Annotated in this window: 18 protein-coding genes; 2 read left to right on the plus strand and 16 right to left on the minus strand. The window is 66.5% G+C overall.

The genetic code is table 11. From position 1 onward, the window contains the following. Window positions 1-274 precede the first annotated feature (274 nt). The gene (locus tag H7A86_RS07135) at window positions 275-877 is read right to left on the minus strand and encodes a methyltransferase (RefSeq protein ID WP_164739072.1); all 603 of its coding nucleotides are present in this window, start codon (window positions 875-877) and stop codon (window positions 275-277) included. A 74-nt stretch (window positions 878-951) separates the two neighbouring features. Between H7A86_RS07135 and H7A86_RS07140 the strand changes: the two genes are divergently transcribed. Further along, window positions 952-1398 (plus strand): CopD family protein, encoded by a 447-nt coding sequence (locus tag H7A86_RS07140; RefSeq protein ID WP_104583405.1) that lies wholly within the window; start codon window positions 952-954, stop codon window positions 1396-1398. A gap of 395 nt (window positions 1399-1793) precedes the next feature. On the opposite strand, the gene H7A86_RS07145 is transcribed toward H7A86_RS07140, so the two are convergent. The 7 genes from H7A86_RS07145 to lpxD form a co-directional block, all read right to left on the minus strand. Further along, window positions 1794-2753, minus strand: coding sequence for an acetyl-CoA carboxylase carboxyltransferase subunit alpha (locus tag H7A86_RS07145; RefSeq protein WP_119132355.1), 960 nt, complete (start codon window positions 2751-2753; stop codon window positions 1794-1796). Between the two features lie 156 nt (window positions 2754-2909). Further along, window positions 2910-6494: a DNA polymerase III subunit alpha gene (dnaE, locus tag H7A86_RS07150; RefSeq protein WP_119132354.1), complete on the minus strand. Its 3585-nt coding sequence runs from the start codon at window positions 6492-6494 to the stop codon at window positions 2910-2912. A gap of 286 nt (window positions 6495-6780) precedes the next feature. Then, window positions 6781-7506 (minus strand): ribonuclease HII, encoded by a 726-nt coding sequence (locus tag H7A86_RS07155; RefSeq protein WP_119132353.1) that lies wholly within the window; start codon window positions 7504-7506, stop codon window positions 6781-6783. After that, window positions 7503-8822, minus strand: a complete 1320-nt coding sequence (gene lpxB / locus H7A86_RS07160) for a lipid-A-disaccharide synthase (protein ID WP_232099283.1) — start codon at window positions 8820-8822, stop codon at window positions 7503-7505. Before lpxB ends, H7A86_RS07155 begins: the two co-directional genes overlap by 4 nt. Next, window positions 8819-9610 carry an acyl-ACP--UDP-N-acetylglucosamine O-acyltransferase gene (gene lpxA / locus H7A86_RS07165; protein WP_104583403.1) on the minus strand — a complete coding sequence of 264 codons (792 nt, stop codon included), beginning with the start codon at window positions 9608-9610 and terminating at the stop codon, window positions 8819-8821. Before lpxA ends, lpxB begins: the two co-directional genes overlap by 4 nt. 23 nt (window positions 9611-9633) lie before the next feature. Further along, a complete protein-coding gene (gene fabZ / locus H7A86_RS07170) occupies window positions 9634-10095 on the minus strand; it encodes a 3-hydroxyacyl-ACP dehydratase FabZ (protein WP_053045245.1) in 462 nt (153 codons plus the stop codon). Beyond that, the gene (gene lpxD, locus H7A86_RS07175) at window positions 10092-11105 is read right to left on the minus strand and encodes a UDP-3-O-(3-hydroxymyristoyl)glucosamine N-acyltransferase (protein ID WP_053045244.1); all 1014 of its coding nucleotides are present in this window, start codon (window positions 11103-11105) and stop codon (window positions 10092-10094) included. Before lpxD ends, fabZ begins: the two co-directional genes overlap by 4 nt. Before the next feature lie 128 nt (window positions 11106-11233). Between lpxD and H7A86_RS07180 the strand changes: the two genes are divergently transcribed. Then, a complete protein-coding gene (locus tag H7A86_RS07180) occupies window positions 11234-11428 on the plus strand; it encodes a hypothetical protein (RefSeq protein ID WP_104583401.1) in 195 nt (64 codons plus the stop codon). A 72-nt stretch (window positions 11429-11500) separates the two neighbouring features. Here the strand turns inward: H7A86_RS07180 and bamA are convergent, their stop codons facing one another. From bamA to H7A86_RS07220, 8 genes are all read right to left on the minus strand, one after another. Further along, entirely contained in the window at window positions 11501-13918 is a 2418-nt protein-coding gene (gene bamA, locus H7A86_RS07185) for an outer membrane protein assembly factor BamA (protein WP_180496925.1), read from the minus strand. Window positions 13919-14001: 83 nt separating this feature from the next. Next, a complete protein-coding gene (rseP, locus tag H7A86_RS07190) occupies window positions 14002-15348 on the minus strand; it encodes an RIP metalloprotease RseP (protein WP_119132352.1) in 1347 nt (448 codons plus the stop codon). 26 nt (window positions 15349-15374) lie between these two features. Then, window positions 15375-16565, minus strand: coding sequence for a 1-deoxy-D-xylulose-5-phosphate reductoisomerase (locus H7A86_RS07195; RefSeq protein WP_104583398.1), 1191 nt, complete (start codon window positions 16563-16565; stop codon window positions 15375-15377). Window positions 16566-16567: 2 nt separating this feature from the next. Continuing rightward, window positions 16568-17395, minus strand: coding sequence for a phosphatidate cytidylyltransferase (locus tag H7A86_RS07200; RefSeq protein WP_104648341.1), 828 nt, complete (start codon window positions 17393-17395; stop codon window positions 16568-16570). Then, the gene (gene uppS / locus H7A86_RS07205) at window positions 17392-18153 is read right to left on the minus strand and encodes a polyprenyl diphosphate synthase (RefSeq protein WP_180708064.1); all 762 of its coding nucleotides are present in this window, start codon (window positions 18151-18153) and stop codon (window positions 17392-17394) included. Before uppS ends, H7A86_RS07200 begins: the two co-directional genes overlap by 4 nt. 17 nt (window positions 18154-18170) lie before the next feature. Further along, a complete protein-coding gene (gene frr, locus H7A86_RS07210; protein WP_104532588.1) occupies window positions 18171-18728 on the minus strand; it encodes a ribosome recycling factor in 558 nt (185 codons plus the stop codon). 198 nt (window positions 18729-18926) lie between these two features. Further along, the gene (gene pyrH / locus H7A86_RS07215; RefSeq protein WP_024940374.1) at window positions 18927-19649 is read right to left on the minus strand and encodes a UMP kinase; all 723 of its coding nucleotides are present in this window, start codon (window positions 19647-19649) and stop codon (window positions 18927-18929) included. A gap of 106 nt (window positions 19650-19755) precedes the next feature. Next, window positions 19756-21279, minus strand: a complete 1524-nt coding sequence (locus tag H7A86_RS07220) for a sensor domain-containing diguanylate cyclase (protein WP_119132350.1) — start codon at window positions 21277-21279, stop codon at window positions 19756-19758. Window positions 21280-21545 lie beyond the last annotated feature (266 nt).

Genomic DNA, 21545 nt, shown 5'->3' on the forward strand with positions numbered 1-21545 from the left:
CGGCGCCGGGATGGAAGTGCGCGTTCTCGCAGAGCCGTGCGGACTGCCTGGCAGGCTCCTCTGCGTGCGGGGAGGGGCGAGTAAGGCAAGGGGTGTGGCCCACACGCACTCAACTTCCACCAGGCTTCCTGCTTTCCCTCATCCGCCCCTGCGGGGATACCTTCTCCCGCCGGGAGAAGGGAGTAAGGCCGCTTTCCCGCGGGCGAGGGTGGCGGGAGGGCGCGCGGCGAGCCACTCGCCTCGCCATGTGTGCCTCAGCCGGCCAACGTCCTGCTCAGCCGCGCTCCAACGCAGACGCCTCATCGGCCAATTGCGGCGACAACCAGCAGTGCGAACCGAGTGCAGCAAACCCCACGCTGGCAAAGCGGCGCCGATACCAGCGCGCCGGGCGCGCCTGAAAACCCTCGTGGTCGCCCTCGAAGGCGTCTTCTTCGGCAAATGTCTCCAGAAACGCCACACCCGCGCACATCTCGGCCAGCCCCGGCAGCCCCTGGTTGAACTCGCGGGTGGGCACGTAATGCAGCACGTCCGAGCAGATCAGCAGATCCACCGGCGCGCAGGGGCGCAGCCAGGCGAAATCGCCGAAGCGGGCAGGATGGATCTGCCGGCTGCGCCCGTAACGCTGTACCGCATAGGCGCTGCTGTCGAAGCCCAGATAGCTCAGCCTGGGGCGCAAGGCCAACAATGGCGCGCGCCAGGCCGCCTCGCCACAACCGATATCCAGCACGCTGCGGATCGGGCGCTCCAGGTAGTACTCGGCCTGACTCACCGCCAGTGCGACCTTGCGTCGCAGGCGCGCAGGGTCGGCCAGCCCCGCATCCCTGTACCAGCGGCGGAAATAGTGGGCGTCGTACTGCTTGTCGTCGGGTTCGGACATGGACTTCAGGTGCTTTCGCATGAGCGGATGGGTGAAAATGCGGGCCATCCTACGCCAGCCAGCGAAGCCAGCACATGACCCTGTACCTGTGGATCAAGACCTTCCATCTGTTGTTCGTCACTGCGTGGATGGCGGCGGTGTTCTACCTGCCACGCATCCTGGTCAATATCGCCGAAGCCGGTGCCGAGCCTGCGGTACGCACACGCCTGGTGCTGATGGGGCGCCGCCTCTACAGATTCGGCCACAGCATGCTGGGCCTGGCGCTGCTGCTGGGCGCGGTGCTGTGGCAGGGCTACCGGGTGATTCCGGATTTTCCGACGATGGTGGCCGGTGGCTGGCTGCACGCAAAACTGTTTGCGGTGGCCTTGATCCTGGCGCATTACATCGTGGCCGGGCGCTGGTTGAAGGGCGTGGATCAGGGCCGCAGCCTGCCCAGCGGCCGCGCGCTGCGGCTGTTCAATGAAGTGCCGGTGGTGTTGCTGGTCGCGGTAATCTGGCTGGTGCTGGCCAAGCCGTTCTGAGCGTTGTTGAAGTACAGGCAGCGCGTGCGTTTGCCTGACGCTGTCGATGCGCAGCGACGATGGCGATGCGATCCCGCGGGGTGCAGGCCGGCACCGCGTGCCGACGGCGGACATCCCCTGGGCGCGCAGTGGCCGACACGCATGGGAGACAAGCCGGGATCCGGCCACGTCTGCAGCCGCACACCTGGATCAACACCGCCAGGAACGCGAACGCGACCAGGATGAAGATCCAGTACAGCGGCCGCCTGCTGAGTACGACATGCGCGCAGCAGGCGGCCTGCAACACCTGTGACAGGAGAGGCAGGGCTTATTGCGACCAGGTCCTTCCTCGATGACCAATCGTCTCGCTGGCTGGCGATGGTGCACGCAGCACCATCGCCTCGACGTATCGCCGATCAGTTGCCTTCGTAGGCACCGTAGCTGCGCAGGCGCTCGTAACGACGCTGCAGCAGGCCTTCGACCGGCAGCTTTTCCAGCGCTTCCAGCTCGTTGAGCAACACGGCCTTGAGGCGCTTGCCCATCTGTTCGGGATTGCGATGCGCGCCGCCGGTGGGTTCGCGGATCACCTTGTCGACCAGGCCCAGGCCCTTCAGGCGCTTGGCGGTCAGGCCGAGCTGCTCGGCGGCGTCCTTGGCCTTGGCCGCGTCCTTCCACAGGATCGAAGCGCAGCCTTCGGGCGAGATCACCGAATAGGTGCCGTATTCCAGCATCAAGGTGCGGTCGCCCACGCCGATCGCCAGCGCGCCGCCGGAGCCGCCTTCGCCGATCACGGTGCAGATCACCGGCACTTTCAGTTCGGCCATCTCCAGCAGGTTGCGGGCGATCGCTTCGGACTGGCCGCGTTCCTCGGCGCCGATACCGGGGTAGGCGCCCGGGGTGTCGATGAAGGTCAGCAGCGGCAGGCGGAAACGCTCGGCCAGCTTCATCAGGCGCAGCGCCTTGCGGTAGCCCTCCGGACGCGGCATGCCGAAGTTGCGGGCGACCTTGCTCTTGGTGTCGCGGCCCTTCTGGTGGCCGATGATCACCACCGTGCGGCCATCGATGCGGCCCAGGCCCCCGACAATCGCCTTGTCGTCGGCATAGGCGCGGTCGCCGGCCAGTTCCTGGAATTCGTCGCAGATGGTGTTGATGTAGTCCAGCGTGTACGGGCGCTGCGGGTGGCGCGCCAGCTGCGAGACCTGCCAGGCCGACAGGTCGCGGAAGATCTGTGCGGTACGCACGCGCAGCTTGTCGCGCAGCGCACGCACCTCGGTGTCCACGTTGACTGCAGGGCCGGTGCTGGCCTTGCGCAGTTCCTGGATCTTGGCTTCCAGATCGGCGATGGGTTGCTCGAAGTCGAGGTAGTTGGGATTCATGCAGTGGTGTCGTCAACGTAAGGCGGGGAGTGTAGCCGAATGCGTTCGATGAACCCGTACGGTGGGGTTAGGAGAATCGGGAATCGGGAATGGGGAATCAAAGCAGGGCGGATGGCGGCCTCGCTTTTGCGATTCCCCATTCCCGACTCCCCATTCTCACGCCCACGGAGGGCTGTACTTGATCTTCAGGGTCCGCACCGCGGGATCGGCGCGCAGGCTGTCCATCAACTGCTGGTCGATGCGCACCGAGTGGCTGCCGTTGAGGTCGAGCATGCCGGCCACCCCGCCGGTCGGGGCGCGCAGCAGCAGGTCCAGGCGCAGGGGAGTCTTGCCGGGGCGGTGCTTGGTCAGCAGGGCGTCGATGCGCTTCCAGGCCTGCTTCTCGCGCAGGTCCAGGCGCAATGACAGGCGTTGCGCATGGTCGGCGCAGATCTGCTCGTAGTCCCAGCATTGGCGGATCCGCAGGCTGTAGCCGCCGTTGAATTCGTCCTCGCGCAGGCCGCCCTTGACGATCAGGATGCGGTCGCGGGTGAGCAGGTGCCCGAACTCGGCCATCGCATCGGAGAACGCGCTGCATTCGACCCGGCCACGGCCGTCTTCGAGCTGCACGAACACCTGGCTGTCGCCCTTGCGCCGCACGCCGATCACCTGGCCGGCCAGGATGGCGCTGACTTCCGGGCGCCAGGCGCGTTTTTCGCCATCGCCACCACCGCCGCCGCGTTGTTGCGAGGCGAGGATCTTCTCCAGCGACCCCAGGTCGCAGCCGACCAGCTCGCGCACCTCGTCGCGGTGCGGGTCGAACGGATGGCCGCTGAGATAGAAGCCCAGCGTTTCGCGCTCGCCGGTGAGCAGCTGGCCCAGCGGCCATTCCTCGCTTTCGGGCAGGTCCAGGCGCAGCGCCGGCGCGCTCGGGTCCGGCCCACCGAACAGCGAGTTCTGGCCCGAGGCGCGCTCGCGCGCCAGCTGCTCGGTGGCCTTGACCACTTCCGGCAACTGCAGCATCAGCGAGGCGCGGTTCTTGCCCAGCCCGTCCATCGCGCCGGCATTGATCATCGCTTCGAGCGTGCGGCGGTTGAGCTTGGCGGTGCCCACGCGCGTGCAGAAATCCAGCAACGTGGTGTAGGGGCCGCCGCGCTGGCGTTCTTCGACGATCGCCTCGCAGGCGCCCTGGCCGACACCCTTGATCGCGCCCAGGCCGTATTGAATCGTGTCCGGGCTGGCAGCTTCGAACATGTAGGCCGACTCGTTGACGCGTGGCGGCTTGACGGTCAGGCCGAGATTGCGCACCTCATCGAGAAAGCCGACCACCTTGTCGGTGTTGTCCATGTCCGAGGACAGCGTCGCGGCCATGAATTCGGCCGGGTAATGCCGCTTCAGCCACGCGGTCTGGTAGCTGACCAGCGCGTAGGCGGCGGCGTGCGACTTGTTGAAGCCGTAGCCGGCGAACTTCTCCATCAGGTCGAAGATTTCGTCGGCCTTGGCCGCGCCCACCCCGCCCTTGGCCGCGCCCTCGCGGAAGATCTCGCGGTGCTTGGCCATTTCGGCCGGCACCTTCTTGCCCATCGCACGGCGCAGCAGGTCGGCGCCGCCCAGCGAATAATCGCCGACGATCTGCGCCATCTGCATCACCTGCTCCTGGTACACCATGATGCCGTAGGTGTCCTTGAGGATGGCTTCGGTGCGCGGATCCGGGTAGATGATCTCCTGCTGGCCGTGCTTACGCGCGTTGAAGTCCGGGATCAGGTCCATCGGGCCGGGGCGGTACAGCGATACCAGCGCGATCAGGTCTTCGAAACGGTCCGGGCGCGCGTCCTTGAGCAGGCGGCGCATGCCCGAGGATTCGAACTGGAACACCGCGCCGGTATTGCCCGAGGCGAACACGCCCTTGTAGGTGGGCACGTCGTCGAGCGGAATGGTGGTGATGTCGACCGGGTCGATGCCGGCGCGCGCATGGCGCACGTTGATCGCCTTGACCGCCCAGTCGATGATGGTCAGCGTGCGCAGGCCGAGGAAGTCGAACTTCACCAGGCCGACCGCTTCGACGTCGTCCTTGTCGAACTGGGTGACCGGATTCTTGCCGCGCCCGTCCTCGTCGTGTTCGGCGAACAGCGGGCAGAATTCGGACAGCGGCTCGGGCGCGATCACCACGCCACCGGCGTGCTTGCCGGCATTGCGGGTGAGGTCCTCGAGCTGACGGGCCAGATCCATCAGGTCGCGCACGTCGTCTTCGACCTGGTAGCGCTGGATCAGGTCCGGCGAGGCCATCTCCGAGTCCTTGCCTTCGCCCATCGCATCCTTGAGCGTGATGCCCAGGATGTTGGGGATCAGCTTGGCCACGCTGTCGACCAGCCCGTAGCTGAAGCCGAGCACGCGCCCGGCGTCGCGCACCACCGCCTTGGCCGCCATGGTGCCGTAGGTGATGATCTGGCTGACCCGTTCGCGCCCGTACTTGCGCGCCACGTAGTCGATCACCTCGTCGCGGCGATCCATGCAGAAGTCGATGTCGAAGTCGGGCATCGACACGCGTTCGGGGTTGAGGAAGCGCTCGAACAGCAGGTTGTACGGCAGCGGGTCCAGGTCGGTGATCTGCAGTGCCCAGGCCACCAGCGAACCGGCACCGGAACCGCGCCCCGGGCCGATCGGAATGCCCTGGTTCTTGCCCCACTGGATGAAGTCGGCCACGATCAGGAAGTAGCCGGGGAAGCCCATCTTGATGATGGTATCCAGCTCGAATTCCAGCCGGTCGACATAGTCCTGGCGGGTCTTGCCGGGCGCGATCGGGCTCTTTTCCAGGCGTGCGGCCAGACCGTCGCGCGACTGGCTGCGGATCCAGCTGTCCAGCGTCTCGTCTTCGGGCACCGGATAGGCGGGCAGGAAGTAGGTGCCCAGGCGCATCTCGATGTTGCAGCGCTGCGCCAGCGCCAGCGTGTTGTCGATTGCATCGGGCACGTCGGCGAACAGCGCGGCCATTTCGTCGCCGGACTTCAGGTACTGCTGGTCGCTGTACTCGCGCGGGCGCTTGGGGTCGTCGAGCACGCGGCCGGAGGAAATGCACACCCGCGCCTCGTGCGCATTGAAGTCGCTGGCATACAGGAAGCGCACATCGTTGCTGGCCACCACCGGCAGGCCGCGCACACCGGCCGCATGCAGCGCGAACTGGTTGAAGCGTTCTTCGCCCTGGCGCCCGGTACGGGTGAGTTCCAGATGCAGGCCGTCGCCGAACACGCGCTGCCAGTCGGCCAGCTGCTGCTCGGCCAGGTCGGCGCGGCCCTCGCCGAACAGGCGCCCGGCCAGGCTGTCGCGGCCGGCCAGGGCGAACAGGTTGGCATGGCCGCTCTGCAGCCATTCGGGGTGGATCGCCACGCCGCCTTCGGGGCGGTGGCCTTCCATCCAGGCGCGGGTCAGCAGGCGCGACAGGCTCAGGTAGCCTTCGCGGTCGCGGCACAGCAGGGTCATGCGCCAGGGCGTCATGTCCGGGGTGGCGATCATCACGTCGGCGCCGGCGATCGGCTTGATGCCTACGCCCTCGGCGGCCTTGTAGAACTTGACCAGCGCGAACAGGTTGTTGAGGTCGGTGACCGCCAGCGCGGGCATGTCGAGTTCGACCGCGCGGCTCAGCAGGTTGGCCTGCTTGGCCTTTTTCGGGTCAGCCTGATCCGGTTTCTCGGGCACACGGATGGTGGAATCCGCCAGCGAGAACTCGGTGTGGACGTGCAGATGGACGAAGCGGGAAGTGGACATGCGAGACCGGAATAATGCGGGGTCAGGGTAGCGAGCGTGGTCGGGTCGGACAAGGCTTGACAGCACCGGCGCGGCGCCTCGGCCAGCTGCCACGGGGGCTGGGCGGTGTGGCCGATTCAGGCTGTGGCTAGCTGGATGCAGCGCAGCGGTGGCGATTGCGCGGATCGGGGGGCGTGCGGGGCTGGGCGTGCGTGACGTGCTGCGCGAAGCCCTGGCTGCACCGGCCGTTTCCGCGCCACTGGTGGGTGGCCCCGGGACCGGGCCAGGTCAGCCTGGAAGGGGGCGCTCAGTCGACCAGCAGCAGCGCATCGGCCGGGGGCGCGCAGGGCACGTCCCACGGCGACTGCGCCGCCTCGATGCCCAATGCACGCCGCACCGGGGCGAAGCTGCGACGGTGCTGCGGGCACGGCCCATGGCTGCGCAGCGCGGCCAGGTGCACCGGCGTGGCGTAGCCCTTGTGCTGGTCGAAGCGGTATTCGGGGTGCTGGACGTGCAGGTCGTGCATCAGGCGGTCGCGGGTGACCTTGGCCACGATCGAGGCTGCCATGATGGCGCGATCGAGCGCATCGCCGCCGATCAAGGCCTCGGCCGGGCAGGGCAGGCCCTTGGGCACCCGGTTGCCATCGATGCGGGCAAACCCGGCCACATGTGCCACCCCTTCCACCGCACGCCGCATGCCGAGCATGGTCGCCTGGTAGATATTGATGCGGTCGATCTCCTCGCTGTCGATCAGCACCACCGACCACGCCAGCGCCCGCTCGACGATGCGCGCATACAACTGCTCGCGCCGCTGCGCGCTCAGCTGCTTGGAATCGTCCAGCCCGTTGATGCGCGGCTTGCCGGGATCGAACACCACCGCCGCCACCGCCACCGGCCCGGCCAGCGGGCCGCGCCCGGCTTCGTCGACACCGGCGATCAATCGGGAATCGGGAATCGGGATTGGGGAATCGTGGAAGAGCGCGTCCTGCGTCGTCGCAACGACAACGGCACTGTGGGAGCTCGAGCGCTTCATGGCCCAGCTCCTGCCGATTCCCCATTCCCGATTCCCGAATCCCCGCCTTCCAGCAGCTCCGCCACCGCATCGGCCGCGCGTGCCGATGCGTCGCGGCGTAGTTCCGCGTGCAGGGCGAGATAGCGTGGTTGCAGGGCGGCGACCTTTTCCGGGTGCTTGAACCAGTCCAGCAGGGCCGCGCACAGGCGCTCCGGGGTGCAGTCGTCCTGCATCAGCTCCGGGGCGAGGTCGTCGTTGGCCAGGATGTTGGGCAGCGCGTAGCGGTTGACCTTGAGCAGGCCCAGCGTCTTGACGATGCGGTAGGTGAGCGGGGCGACCTTGTAGCCGACCACCATCGGGCGCTTGACCAGCATCGCCTCCAGCGTCGCGGTACCCGACGCCAGCAGCACCACGTCGGCGGCCAGCATCGCGGTGCGCGCCTGGCCATCGAGCAGGTGCGACCGCAGCACCGGTAGCGACGAGCGCGACAACTGCTCGGCCAGCAGCTGCTTGCAGCCAGGATTGGCCGCCGGGACCAGTACGTGCAGGTTGGGCAACTGCTCGGACACCAGCCAGGCGGCCTGGAAGAACGTCTCGCCCAGCTTGCCGATCTCGCCATGCCGGCTACCGGGCAACACCGCCAGCACGGTGCTGGAAGCAGACAGGCCCAGCTTGGCGCGCGCGGCGGCGCGATCGGCCTGGTAGGCGATGTCGTCGGCCATCGGGTGGCCGACAAAGCGCGCATCGATGCCGTGCCTGGCGTAGATCGGCGGCTCCATCGGAAACAGGCACAGCACCAGGTCGGCGCTGGCGCCGATCTTTTCCGCACGCTTCTCGCGCCAGGCCCACACCGAGGGGCTGACGTAATGCACGGTGCGCACACCGCGCTGCTTGAGCCAGCGCTCGACCGACAGATTGAAATCGGGTGCATCGATGCCGATGAACACGTCCGGTTTCCATGCCAGCACACGCTCACGAAACGCGCGGCGCAGCTTCAGCAGCCGCGGCAGATGCTGCAGCACTTCGGTCAGCCCCATCACCGCCAGTTCGCTGGCATCGAACCAGGTCTGGCAGCCGGCGCCACGCATCGCATCGCCACCGATGCCGACGAACTCGGCAGCCGGATAGCGGCGCCGCAGCTGCTCGATCAAGCCGGCACCCAAGATGTCGCCGGAAGCTTCGCCGGCGATCAGCGCGATGCGTGGGGCGCGCGTTTGCGCGCCGGGAATCGGGAGTGGGGAATGGGGAATCGGAAGTGCCGGCGGTGGGCCGGCGGCAGGCGTGTCAGCGTGCGCGCCTGCATCGATTCCCGATTCCCGATTCCCGATTCCCTTCATCGCAACAACGGCCTTTCCGCCGCCTCGATGAACTCGAGCAGCCCGCGCACGTCTTCGCTGCTCTTGGCCTGTTCGGCCAGCTGCAGCTTGGCCTCGGCCAGCGGCAGCCCGGCGACGTAGAGCGTGCGGTAGGCGCGCTTGATCGCGGTGATGCGCTCGGCATCGAAGCCGCGACGCTTGAGTCCTTCGCTGTTGATGCCGCGCGGGCGGCCCAGCGATTCGCTGCCGACCATGGTGAACGGCGGCACGTCGCCGTTGGTCAGCGCGCCCATGCCCAGGAAGGCGTGCGCGCCGATCCGGCAGAACTGATGGGCACCGGCAAAGCCGCTGATGATCACGTAGTCGCCCACGGTGACATGGCCGGCCAGCGTGGTGTTGTTGGAGAACACGCAGTGGTTGCCGACATGGCAGTCGTGCGCCACGTGGGTGTAGGCCAGCATCCAGTTGTCGTCGCCGACCACGGTGATGCCGCCACCGCCGCCGGTGCCGCGATTGATGGTGACGAATTCGCGGATCACGTTGCCGTTGCCGATCACCAGTTCGGTGCGCTCGCCGGCGTATTTCTTGTCCTGCGGTTCGCCGCCGATCGCGGCATGGCCGATGAAGCGGTTGTTGCGGCCGATCCGGGTCGGGCCGTGGATCGAGCAATGCGGCCCCACCTCGGTGCCCGCATCGATCTGCACATCGGCGCCGATCAACGAGAACGCGCCCACGCGCACATCGCTGGCCAGTTGCGCCGACGGATCGATGACGGCGGTGGGATGAATCAAGGGTGCTTGATCACGCATCGTGTCTCACCTCCAAAAACGGGTTATTCCTTGGCGCCGGCGCACATGATTTCGGCGCTGGCCACGACTTCGCCGTTGACCTTGGCCTCGCCGTAATAGCATCCCATGTTGCGGATCAGGCGCTTCATCTGCACTTCCAGCATCAGCACGTCACCCGGCACCACCTGCTTGTTGAAGCGGGCGTTGTCGACCTTGACCATGTAGAACAGCTTGGACAGCGCGTCGCGCCCCAGCCCGAGCTGGGTCATCACGCCACCGGCCTGCGCCAGTGCCTCGATGATCAGCACCCCGGGCATCACCGGGCGGGTGGGGAAATGGCCCTGGAAAAATGGCTCGTTGATGCTGACGTTCTTCTGCCCAACGATGCGCTTGGCTTCCAGGTCGAGCTCGACAACCCGGTCGATCAGCAGAAACGGATAGCGGTGCGGGATCAGCGTCTGGATCTGGTTGACGTCGATCGGCAGCTCGTAAGTGGGGTGACTCATTCTTTCTCCTTGCCCACAGCCAGGATGCGCCTTGCCAGCACATCGAGTTGTTTGAAGCGCGCGGCATTCTTGCGCCACGTGCGATTGTCGGTGAGAGGGGTGCCGGACGAATACTCGCCCGGCTCATGGATGGAATTGCGCACCACCGACTTGCCGGTGATCACGACCTTGTCGCAGATCTCCAGGTGCCCGACCACGCCGACATGCCCGCCAAGCAGGCAGTAACGGCCGATCTTGGCGCTGCCGGCGATTCCGGTGCAGCCGGCGATGGCGCTATGTGCGCCGATGTGGCAGTTGTGCGCGATCTGCACCAGGTTGTCCACGCGCACGTCTTCTTCCAGCACGGTGTCTTCCAGTGCACCGCGGTCGATGCAGGTGTTGGCGCCGATCTCGCAATCGTCGCCGATCACCACACCGCCCAGCTGCGGCACCTTGATCCAGTGGCCGGCATCCATCGCCAGGCCGAAGCCGTCGGCGCCGATCACCGCACCGGGATGGATGCGCACGCGCTTGCCCAGGCGCACCCGGGTGACCAGGGTGACGCGGGCGAGCAGCTCGCTGCCGTCATCGACCACGCAATCCTCGCCGATGATGCTGCCGGTGCCGATCACGCAGCCATCGCCCACGCGGCTGCGCGCACCGATGCTGACGAACGGGCCGACATGCGCGCTCGGCGAGACCTGGGCACTGGGATCGATCACCGCCGACGGGTGAATGCCCGGTTCGCGCACCGGCGCCACATCGAACAAGGCGGCGATCTTGGCGAAGGCGGTGTAGGGATCCTTGGCGACCAGCGCGGTGCCGCGTGCGTCCTGCGCATCGTCGGCGCGCAGCACCACCACGGCGGCCTGGCTCTGGCCCAGCTGCGGCCGGTAGCGCGGATTGGACAGGAAGCTCAGTTGCCCGGCGCCGGCATGCGCCAGGGTGGCGACCCCACTGACTTCGATGGCGCCATCACCGATGACGGTCAGACCAAATTGTTCGGCAATCGCACTGGCGGTCAAGCGCATCAGGGTAAACCTCTTGTAAGTGTGGGAGAGCCGCTTTAACGGGGAGAAAACACCATTAAACAGTTCCCAACAAAGCCTGCGTATCTAGGGTCCTGTCGCAATCAAGCGGCCAATCCAGGAACACGCATATGAAAACCGTTCTTTCCATCCTTGGTGGTCTGGTCATGATGGGCGCGGTCGCAGGTGCATCGGCCCAATCCTTCGATGTCGAGCAGGGCAGGGCAACCGGTGAGCAGCAGCTGCAGTGTCTCAGCCTGCCTGCCGGCGACATCGCCAGCTGTCTGTCCAACACCGTCTCCACATGGTTGGACAGCTGGTTCTGACCGGCCCACATCCAACCGGTGATACACGGGCGGCCCGCTTGCGCGGGCCGCCTTCTTTGTTGCCGTTCGCTATTAGAACTGGCCGCCGAAGGTGAACTGCAGACGTTCGATCTCGTCGTTGTCTTCCTTTTTCAGCGGGAATGCGTAGCTGATCGAAATGGGACCGACCGGGGCGCGCCACAACAGCGCCACACCGGTGGACGCACGCAGCTCGTTGGCCTTGAAGTTGTCCACGCCGTCGTAGACGTTACCGAAGTCGAAGAACGCCGACACGCGTGCCGACGGGCTGTCGAACAGTTTGGGGAAGTACATTTCCACCGAACCGACGGTCTTGAACGAGCCACCCAGCGGCTGGCCGCGCGTGTAGTTGAAGGTGCTTTCCGAACGCGGACCCAGCGTGTTGTCTTCGAAGCCGCGCACCGAGTTGGTACCGCCGGCGTAGAAGTTCTCGTAGAACGGCAGCCCGGTCGCAGTGACAGTACGGATCAGGTTGCTGCCGTTGCAGCCTTGCTCTGTGTAGGTGGGGCTGTTGTTAATGTTGGTGACTACGCCGCATATGTCGCGGCGGCTGTCATTGCCATAGCTGTCGCCGTAACCCAGCTCGAAGCGGGTGTTCAACACGATCGCCGGGATGATCGGCCAGTAGTTGGAGATCTGGTAGTTGAACTTGTAGTACTCAACCGTGGAGCCAGGCAGGGTGGTCTCCAGGCCGACGCGCTGGTACATGCCACGGGTAGGCATGAAGAAGTCGTTGCGGGTATCGCGTGCCCAGCCCAGCTCTGTGCGCCAGGCATGGAAGGTGCTAGTACCGATTGCATCGATGTAATTGATGATCGCCTGCGGGGTCTGGCCCTGGAACGTATTGATCTGGTTGCTGTCGATGCCGACCATCGCCGAGACGGTATCGTTCTCGGTGATCGGCACGCCGAACACCACCTGCGCCGAACCATTCTTGCTGTTGTACTGGGCGGTGTTGAAGTCCGAGTAGTCCAGCGAGCGCCAGGACAGGTTGTAGCCCAGCGACACGCCGTCGTCGGTAAAGAACGGGTTGGTGTAGGAGAACGCGTAGCGCTGCTGGTAGCTGCTGCGCGAGGCTTCCACCGCCACCCGGTTGCCGCCGCCCAGGAAGTTGTTCTGCGACAACTGCACGGAGGTGGTCACACCGAAGCTCTGCGAGTAGCCCAGGCCGAACACGAAGCTGCCGGAGGTGGTCTCCTTGACGTTGTAGACCACGTCGACCTGGTCGTTGCTGCCCGGCACGGCCGGCGTTTCCACATCCACGCTCTCGAAGTAGCCCAGGCGCTGCAGGCGGATCTTGGAACGGTCGATCGCCGCCTGCGAATACCAGGTGTTTTCGAACTGGCGCATCTCGCGGCGCAGGACTTCGTCCGAGGTGCGGCTGTTGCCCTTGTACAGGATGCGGCGCACGGTCACGCGCGGGCCCGGCACCACCTGCAGGTTCACCGCGACAGTGCGGTCCTCGCGGTTCGGGGTGGGGATCGGGTTGACCTTGGCGAAGGCGTAACCGACGTTGCTCAGCGTATTGGTGATCGCATCGGAGGTGTACTCCAGCAGCGCACGCGAGAAGATGTCGCCGGCCTTGGGGATGACCAGGCGCTCGATGTCGGCCTGCGGCAGCACGGTGTCGCCGGTGACCTTGATCTCGGAAATCTTGTACTGCTCGCCCTCGGTGACGCCGGCGCTGACGAACATGTCGCGCTTGTCCGGGCTGATCGACACCTGGGTGGAATCGATGCTGAAGTCCACGTAGCCGCGGTCCAGGTACCAGGAGTTGAGCTTCTCCAGGTCGCCGGACATCTTTTCCTTGGAGTACTGGTCGTCGCGGCGATACCACGAGGCCCAGTTGTGCTCCTTGGATTCCCAGTTCTCCAGGATGTCCTCGTTGGCAAACTTCTCGGTGCCGATCAGGTTGACGTGGCGGATCTTGGCTGCCTTGCCTTCCTTGATCGCAATCGCCACGTCCACGCGGTTACGGTCCAGCGGGCTGACCGTCGGGGTGATCTCGACGTTGTACTTGCCGCGGTTGTTGTACTGGCGGGTCAGCTCCTGGGTCACGCGGTCCAGGCTCAGGCGGTCGAAGGTGCCCCCCTCGGTCAGGCCGATGTCGCCCAGGCCCTTGAGCAGTTCCTCGGACTTGATGTCCTTGTTGCCGGTCACGGTGAGCTTGTTGATCGCCGGGCGCTCCTTCACGGTGATCACCAGGATGTTGCCCTGGCGATCCAGCTGCACGTCCTCGAAGAAGCCGGTGCGGTACAGCGCACGGATCGAGTCGGCGACCTTGCCATCGTCCACGGTGTCGCCGCGGTTCACCGGCAGATAGGTGAACACGGTGCCGGAGGCGATGCGCTGCAGGCCGTCGACGCGGATGTCGCTGGCAACGAACGGCTCTGCGGCCAGGGCAACAACTGGCAGGCTGAGGCCGGCGGCGAGAGCGAGGGCAAGCAGGCGGCGAGTGGGAAGACGCGTCATGTCACATCCGGTTGGAGTCGATTTCGGGTGTTGCTGGATGCCGACGTATGACGACGACAACAGGCGGAAAGAGTGGAGCAGCTTCATCGTGGAACCAGGCCGAGGATGTCGTTGTAGAACGCCAGTCCCATCAGCCCGGCCAGGACCGCCAGGCCGACATATTGCCCGGCAATCATGGCCCGTTCGCTGATCGGGCTGCCCTTGACCAACTCGATAAGGTAATACAGCAGATGCCCACCGTCCAAGATCGGGATCGGCATCAGGTTGATGATCGCCAGGCTGAGCGACAGCAAGCCCAGGAAATACAGGAACCAGTCGAGCCCGCGTTCGGCCGAGGCGTTGGCGGCGCGCGCAATGGTGACCGGGCCGGAGATGTTCTTGACCGAGGCCTGGCCGGTCAGCATGCGCTTCATCATGCCCAGCGAGTCGGCGGTCATCCGGCCGGTCTCACGGATCGCGGCAGGCACCGCGGCGAACATGCCGTACTGCTGGCGGCTGTCGTAGGCCGGCGCCTGCGCTGGCGCAAACCCCACGCCGAGCAGCCATTGCCCCTGCGGCGACCGGCGCGGGGCGATTTCCAGCGCCAGCCGGTCGTCGCCGCGCGCGACCTCGATCATGCCGGTCCCGCCCTGCGCGCCCAGTGCCTGCAGCTGGGCGGGAATCTCGTCGGCCGACCGGATCGGCTGGCCGTCGATGGCCACGATGCGGTCGCCCGGCTGCAGCAGCCCCTGCGCCGCCGAGCCGGCGACCACCTGGCCCACCACCGGCGGCTGCAGCATGAACTGCCAGCCGATGCCGGCCAGCGACGCCACGCGGCGCTCGTCAAAGCCGGCCGGCAGCTGCGACAGGCGCAGCGTGTGCTCGCGGTTGCCGGCGCCTTCGGTGGCGGTCAGCACGCGGATGTCGCGCCGGTCCATCGCCGCCGTGGTGAGCTGCATGCTGGCATCGCTCCAGCTGCTGACACTGCGCCCATCGATGCGCACGATGCGCTCGCCCGGGCTCAGGCCGGCTTCGGCGGCCAGACCGTCGGCGCGGCCGATGGTGGCCGAGTAATCCTGCTTGCCGACCACGAACATCGCCCACAGCATCGCCATGCACAGCAACAGGTTGGCGATCGGGCCGGCGGCGACGATGGCGATGCGCTGCCATACCGTCTTGCGGTTGAAGGCCTGGTCCTGCTCGGCCGGATGCACGTCGCCTTCGCGTTCGTCGAGCATCCTGACGTAGCCGCCCAGCGGAATGGCCGCCACCACGAACTCGGTGCCGTGGCGGTCACGACGCATCCACAACGGCTTGCCGAAGCCCACCGAAAAGCGCAGCACCTTGACGCCGCAGCGGCGCGCGACCCAGAAGTGCCCGAATTCGTGGAAGGTCACCAACACGCCCAGGCTGACGATCATCCACCAGACCGAACCGATGAAATCACCCATGGATGCAACTCGGTTGCGTAAATCGATCAGGCATGAAGGCGGTGATTGGCGAGGGCGCGTTCGGTGATCTGCCGCGCTTGCGCATCGGCAGACAGCAGGGTGTCGAGGGAGTCGGCATTGTGCCGTGCGAGCGTTGTCAGTGTGTGTTCGACCAACGCGGGAATCGCTAGGAAACCCACCTGGCCCTGAAGAAACGCTGAAACAGCCACTTCATTGGCCGCGTTCAGGATCGCAGGCGCGGTCCCGCCGGCCTCCAGCGCCTCCCAGGCCAGGCGCAGGCACGGAAATGCGGCCGTGTCCGGCGCCTCGAAATCCAGCCGTCCCTGGGTCAGCAGGTCCAGCCCGCCAACGCCGGACTCGACCCGCTCCGGCCACGCCAGGCCGACCGCCAGCGTGGTGCGCATGTCGGGCAGGCCGAGCTGGGCCAGGGTGGAGCCATCGACGAATTCCACCAGCGAGTGCACTAGGCTCTGTGGGTGCACCAGCACATCGATCCGGGCGCCGGGCAGGCCGAACAGGTGATGCGCCTCGATCACCTCCAGGCCCTTGTTCATCAGCGTCGCCGAATCCACCGAAATCTTCGGGCCCATCGACCATTTGGGATGGGCGACCGCCTGCGCGGGCGTGACCGCACCGAGCGCGGCGCGGTCCCAGCCACGGAACGGACCGCCGGACGCGGTCAGGATGACCCGGCGCACGCCGCGGCTGGCGTCGCAGGAGCGCAGGCACTGGAAGATGGCGCTGTGCTCGCTGTCGATCGGGATGATCTCGGCGCCGGCCGCAGTCGCGGTGCGGGTCAGCAATTCGCCGGCCAGCACCAGCGATTCCTTGTTGGCCAGCAACAGGCGCTTGCCGGCGCCGGCCGCGGCCAGCGTGGACGGCAGGCCGGCCGCCCCCACGATCGCCGCCACCACGGTATCGCAGGCATCGCTGGCGGCCAGCGCGTCCAGGGCCTCGCTGCCGGCGTGGGCCTGGGTGGCCAGGCCGGCCGCGCGCAAACCGTCGCGCAGTGCCGGGTACAGGGAGTGGTCGGCGATCACTGCGTGCGCAGGGCGATGGGTGACGCACAGCGCCAGCAGCGCGTCGACCTTGCTGCCGGCCGACAGCACGCTGGCACGCAGCCGCTGCGGATGACGGGCGATCACATCCAGTGCCGATGCACCGATCGAGCCGGTGGCGCCGAAGACGGCGACGTGACGGAGAGCAGAGCCAGCCATATCTAGAACCCGAGAATTTCCTTGCCGAGTGCGAACACCGGCAGGGCGGCGAGCACGCCGTCGATGCGATCCAGCACGCCGCCGTGGCCCGGAATCACCGCGCCCGAGTCCTTGGCGCCGGCATGACGCTTGAGCAGGCTCTCGAACAGATCGCCCAGCACCGAGGCCAGCACCGCCACCGCCGCCACCAGGATCAGCTGCGGCACGTGCGCCAGGGTGAGCCCGGCCAGCCAGCCGAACGCGCAGGCGACCACGATGCCGGCGACCATGCCGCCGAGCAGGCCTTCGATGGTCTTGTTGGGGCTGACCCGCGGTGCCAGCTTGTGCTTGCCGAACGCGCGGCCGGCGAAATAGGCGCCCGAATCGGCCGCCCACACCATGGTCAGCGCGGTCAGCAGCCACAGGTTGCCCTTGTCCGGGTTGGCATGCAGCAGCACCAGCGCGGCCCAGGCCGGCAATACCGCCAGCGTGCCGGCGGCGAGCTTGAGCGCGCGCGCCTGGCCGTTGCCGTGATCGGCACCGAAGGTGAAAAAGCGCAGCCACAGCAGCGCCAGCAGCCACCAGACCACCCCCACCAGGGCGGCGATCTGGAACAGCACCATGGAGCCGGCCGAGGCCCACACCATCAGCACCATCAGCAGCAGATTGAGCATCAGCAGCACGGTGCGCGGCAGGCTGTCGTCGATGCCGGAGAGCTTGAGCCACTCCCACAGACCGGTCAGGAACAGGATCGCCGCCAGCGCCGCCAGCCATTGCGTGGGCAGCAGCACGATCGCGCAGATGGCGAGCGGCGCCATGATCAGCGCGGCAATCACGCGGGTCTTGGTCATGCGGAGGAGCTCTCCGTCGCCTTCTCGGCGATCTGGGCACTGGTCAGGCCGTAGCGGCGTTCGCGCCCGGCGTAGTCATCCAGCGCCTGCTGCAGCACGCCGGCATCGAACTCCGGCCACAGGGTTTCGGTGAACCACAGTTCGGTATAGGCCAGCTGCCACAGCAGGAAATTGCTGATGCGGGTGTCGCCACCGGTGCGGATGAACAGGTCCGGCGCCGGCAGGTCGGCCAATGCGACGCGGCTGGCCAGCAGCGCTTCGTCGATCTGCTGCGGTTGCAGGCGACCGGCCGCCACTTCTTCGGCCAGGGCCCGCGCGGCCAGCGCAATGTCCTGGCGGCCGCCATAGCTGGCGGCAATGCTCAGCACCAGGCGCGAATTGGCCGCGGTGATGCGTTCGGCACCGGCCATGCGCTCGCGCAGCGGCGCCGCGAAGCGGCCGCGATCGCCGATGAAGCGCACTTGCACGCCGCGGCGCTGCAGCTCGTCGACCTCGCGGTCGAGTGCATGCAGGAACAGTTTCATCAGCGCATCGACTTCCTCCTGCGGGCGCCCCCAGTTTTCACTGGAGAACGCGAACAGGGTGAGCGCCGAGACGCCTTTTTCCAGGCAGAAATCGATGGTGCGATTGACCGCGCGCGCGCCGGCGCGATGACCGATCATGCGCGGACGCCGCCGACGCTGCGCCCAACGCCCATTGCCATCCATGATGATGGCAATGTGGCGCGGCACGGCGGCAGCGGAAGGTGCTGGATGCATGGCAGGCGATGCCACGATCAGACCGTCATCAGTTCCTGTTCCTTGGCCTTGACGACCTCATCCACATCCTTGATGGCCTTGTCGGTCAGCTTCTGGATGTCGTCCTCGGCGCTGCGCGCCTCGTCTTCGGTGACCGCCTTGTCCTTGAGCAGATCCTTGACCTGCTGGTTGGCATCGCGACGGATGTTGCGGATGGCCACCTTGCTGTCCTCGCCCTCGCCATGCACGGACTTGCTGAGCTCCTTGCGGCGCTCCTCGGTCAGCGGCGGCAGGTTCAGACGGATCACGGTGCCGACCACGGTCGGGGTCAGGCCCAGATCCGAGGCATAGATCGCCTTCTCGACGTCCTTGATCATGCCCTTGTCGAACAGGCTGATGACCAGCGAGCGGCCTTCTGAGACGCTGATGCTGGCAACCTGGTTGAGGGGGGTGTCGGTGCCGTAGGCCTTGACCTTGATGCCGTCCAGCAGCGCCGGAGAGGCGCGGCCGGTGCGCACCGTGGTCAGGGAATGGCGCAGAGCATCGATGCTCTTGGTCATGCGCGTCTGCGCGTCTTGTTTGATCTGGTTGAGCATCGCCGGAATCCGTGTGGAGCTGAATCCGGAGATTATAGCCGGGACTGGGGTTTCACGACTCGCGGGTCGTCAGGACCCGCGCAGCCGGTTCACTTGCCGGCGCCGCTTGCCGCTGGAGGCGCGCGACGGACAGGCGTCAACGCAGGCGTCAGCACTGCGCTTTGACGAATCCCCAATCCCGATTCCCGATTCCCGCCCTCAGCTCCGACCCTGCACCAACGTGCCGATCTGCTCGCCATGCAGGATGCGCAGCAGCACCCCGGGCTCGCTCATGCCGAAGATGCGCAGCGGCAGGTCGCTGTCGCGCGCCAGGGCGAAGGCGGCGGTGTCCATCACTTCCAGGCCCTGCAGGATGACCTGGTCGTAGGTCAGGCTGTCGTAACGCACTGCGTCAGAATGCTTCTTCGGGTCCTTGTCGTAGACGCCGTCGACCTTGGTTGCCTTGAGCAGCAGGTCGGCGCCGATCTCGATCGCGCGCAGTGCCGCGCCCGAGTCGGTGGTGAAGAACGGGTTGCCGGTGCCGGCGGCGAAGATCGCGATGCGGCCCTTTTCCAGATGGCGGATCGCGCGCCGGCGGATGAAGTCCTCGCAGACATCGTTGATCTTGATCGCGCTCATCACGCGCACCTTGGCGCCGAGCTTTTCCAGCGCGTCCTGCATCGCCAGCGCGTTGATCACGGTGGCCAGCATGCCCATGTGGTCGCCGGTGACGCGGTCCATGCCGCTGGCGGCCAGGCCGGCGCCCCGGAAGATGTTGCCGCCGCCGATCACCAGGGCGACCTGCGCGCCGGCCTGCTGGGCTTCGATCACTTCATGGGCGAGGCGGTTGATGACCTTGGGATCGATGCCGTAATCCCCGTCTCCCATCAGCGCCTCCCCGGAAAGTTTGAGAAGAATGCGGCGATAGGCAAGTTCGGACATGGGGGAAACCTCGGTGTGGGGGATCGGCAAACGCCGGCAAGTCTAGCGGAAGCCTGTCACCGGGCGTGGTAAAAATTCGGTAGTTGGCGATGACGTGACACGTTGCTCAGTGCGCGCGCGGCGGCTGCGGTGTCGGCACGTCGGTCGCATCGTAGGCGGTGACGCGGTTGCGGCCGCGATGTTTGGAGCGGTACAGCGTGCTGTCGGCGGCCTGCAGCAGATGCTCGATGCTCTCGAACTGGCGGTCGTCGCCGCCGTGGGTGGCCAGCCCCGCCGAGAAGGTGATGTGCAGCGGGCCGCCCTGCAGTTGCGCCATCGGCGTGCGTGCGGTTTCGGCCAGGATGCGCTCGACCACCATCAATGCCGCTTCGGCCGCGGTGTTGGGCAGGATCACCAGGAATTCCTCGCCGCCATAGCGGGCGACCAAGTCGCTGGTGCGCACCATGCGCTGCAGCGTCTGCGCGAAGTTGCGCAGTACCTCGTCGCCGACCAGGTGACCATGCGCATCGTTGACGCGCTTGAAGTCGTCCAGGTCGATGAAGGCGATCGACAGCGGCCAGTTCTGGCGCGATGCCAGCTCGAACTCGTGCGCGAGCGCAGTGCCGAGCTGATGGCGATTGAACACGCCGGTCAACGCATCGCGGCTGGCCTGTTCGGCCAGATGGCGCATGCGGTTTTCCGATTCGTCGGCATGCCGGCGCGCTTCGGCCACGTCCTGCAATTCGCGCAGGCTGCGCAGCATCGCCAGTTCGCGCGCCTGCTCGAAGATCATCTGGATGTGCTCGGGCTGCGGCACGCGAATGTCGAACAGGGCTTCCAGTTCGGGCAGCGATTCGGCGATGCGTTCGATCACCTTCTCGAAGCGTTCGGCGTCCAGGTCCAGCACCTCCTGCGCCTGTTGTTGCGCGCGTTCGGTGGCCGCCACGGCGCTGGCCGACAGCCAGATGTCGGCCAGGCGCCCGGACAGCGCGACACAGGCCATGAACGGCTCCAGGCCGGCGGGCTCTTGCTCGCTTTGCGCGATGGCGTTCTGCAGGTACGGCGGCAACTGCCATTGATGCGCGAGCCAGGCGCCGACTTCGGCATGGGTGGCGCCCAGCTGCTCGCGTTCGGCCTCGAGCAGCGCGGCGTTGTCCGGCGCCTGCTCCAGCAGCGGCGCATACAGCTCCGGCGCGCCCTGCAGCAGGGCCAGCTTGCCGATGTCCTGCAGCAGGCCGGCCAGCATGAGTTCTTCGGGTTTGCGGATGCCATAGGCCTGCCCGAGGATGCGGCTGGCCAGCGCACACAGCCCGGCACGGCGCCAGATGCGCTCATGCAGCGGATGCGCGGCGAAGGTGCTGCGCACGCCGTGCACCATCGAAAACCCCAGTGCCAGGCTCAGGGTCGCGTTGAGGCCGAGCATGGTCAGCGCCTGGCCGAGGTTGTCGATACGGCGGCGGCTGGCGTACAGCGGCGAATTGGCAACCCGCAGCATGCGCGCGCTCAATGCCATGTCCATGCCGATGACGTTGGCCGTGGTGGTCATGTCCACGTCGGGGTCCTGCGCCAGCTCGATGACGCGCAGCGCCACACCCGGAGGCGACGGCAGGTTGCGGCAATAGTGCAGGGCGGCCTGTAGATCTGGTTGCATGGGTCATCGCCGACGGTGAACGCAAGCATACCGCTGCGTTCGTTAATGGGGCACGCCACGCTTGGCCGCCGCCGCGCTGCAGCGCGTGCGTGATGGACGCGGAAAGCCTGGTCGGCATCCAGCTGTAGCGGCCACCGCCACGACATCTGTAGATGTTGAGGCCGGTTGCGGGCCTGGCGGATGCGTTCGCTTCAGTTTCGCGCGTTGCTGGCGCGCGCGCCAGCGCCGGGCAAAAAAAAGCCGCGGCAAGCCGCGGCTTTTTCTAC

This window comes from Xanthomonas euroxanthea (assembly GCF_903989455.1).
GTDB classification, from domain to species: domain Bacteria; phylum Pseudomonadota; class Gammaproteobacteria; order Xanthomonadales; family Xanthomonadaceae; genus Xanthomonas; species Xanthomonas euroxanthea.

Bases quoted from the DNA above. Each gene is read 5' to 3' on its own strand.
- H7A86_RS07135 (WP_164739072.1), bottom strand. From the start codon at position 877: ATGTCCGAACCCGACGACAAGCAGTACGACGCCCACTATTTCCGCCGC.
- H7A86_RS07140 (WP_104583405.1), top strand. From the start codon at position 952: ATGACCCTGTACCTGTGGATCAAGACCTTCCATCTGTTGTTCGTCACT.
- H7A86_RS07145 (WP_119132355.1), bottom strand. From the start codon at position 2,753: ATGAATCCCAACTACCTCGACTTCGAGCAACCCATCGCCGATCTGGAA.
- dnaE (WP_119132354.1), bottom strand. From the start codon at position 6,494: ATGTCCACTTCCCGCTTCGTCCATCTGCACGTCCACACCGAGTTCTCG.
- H7A86_RS07155 (WP_119132353.1), bottom strand. From the start codon at position 7,506: ATGAAGCGCTCGAGCTCCCACAGTGCCGTTGTCGTTGCGACGACGCAG.
- lpxB (WP_232099283.1), bottom strand. From the start codon at position 8,822: ATGAAGGGAATCGGGAATCGGGAATCGGGAATCGATGCAGGCGCGCAC.
- lpxA (WP_104583403.1), bottom strand. From the start codon at position 9,610: ATGCGTGATCAAGCACCCTTGATTCATCCCACCGCCGTCATCGATCCG.
- fabZ (WP_053045245.1), bottom strand. From the start codon at position 10,095: ATGAGTCACCCCACTTACGAGCTGCCGATCGACGTCAACCAGATCCAG.
- lpxD (WP_053045244.1), bottom strand. From the start codon at position 11,105: ATGCGCTTGACCGCCAGTGCGATTGCCGAACAATTTGGTCTGACCGTC.
- H7A86_RS07180 (WP_104583401.1), top strand. From the start codon at position 11,234: ATGAAAACCGTTCTTTCCATCCTTGGTGGTCTGGTCATGATGGGCGCG.
- bamA (WP_180496925.1), bottom strand. From the start codon at position 13,918: ATGACGCGTCTTCCCACTCGCCGCCTGCTTGCCCTCGCTCTCGCCGCC.
- rseP (WP_119132352.1), bottom strand. From the start codon at position 15,348: ATGGGTGATTTCATCGGTTCGGTCTGGTGGATGATCGTCAGCCTGGGC.
- H7A86_RS07195 (WP_104583398.1), bottom strand. From the start codon at position 16,565: ATGGCTGGCTCTGCTCTCCGTCACGTCGCCGTCTTCGGCGCCACCGGC.
- H7A86_RS07200 (WP_104648341.1), bottom strand. From the start codon at position 17,395: ATGACCAAGACCCGCGTGATTGCCGCGCTGATCATGGCGCCGCTCGCC.
- uppS (WP_180708064.1), bottom strand. From the start codon at position 18,153: ATGCATCCAGCACCTTCCGCTGCCGCCGTGCCGCGCCACATTGCCATC.
- frr (WP_104532588.1), bottom strand. From the start codon at position 18,728: ATGCTCAACCAGATCAAACAAGACGCGCAGACGCGCATGACCAAGAGC.
- pyrH (WP_024940374.1), bottom strand. From the start codon at position 19,649: ATGTCCGAACTTGCCTATCGCCGCATTCTTCTCAAACTTTCCGGGGAG.
- H7A86_RS07220 (WP_119132350.1), bottom strand. From the start codon at position 21,279: ATGCAACCAGATCTACAGGCCGCCCTGCACTATTGCCGCAACCTGCCG.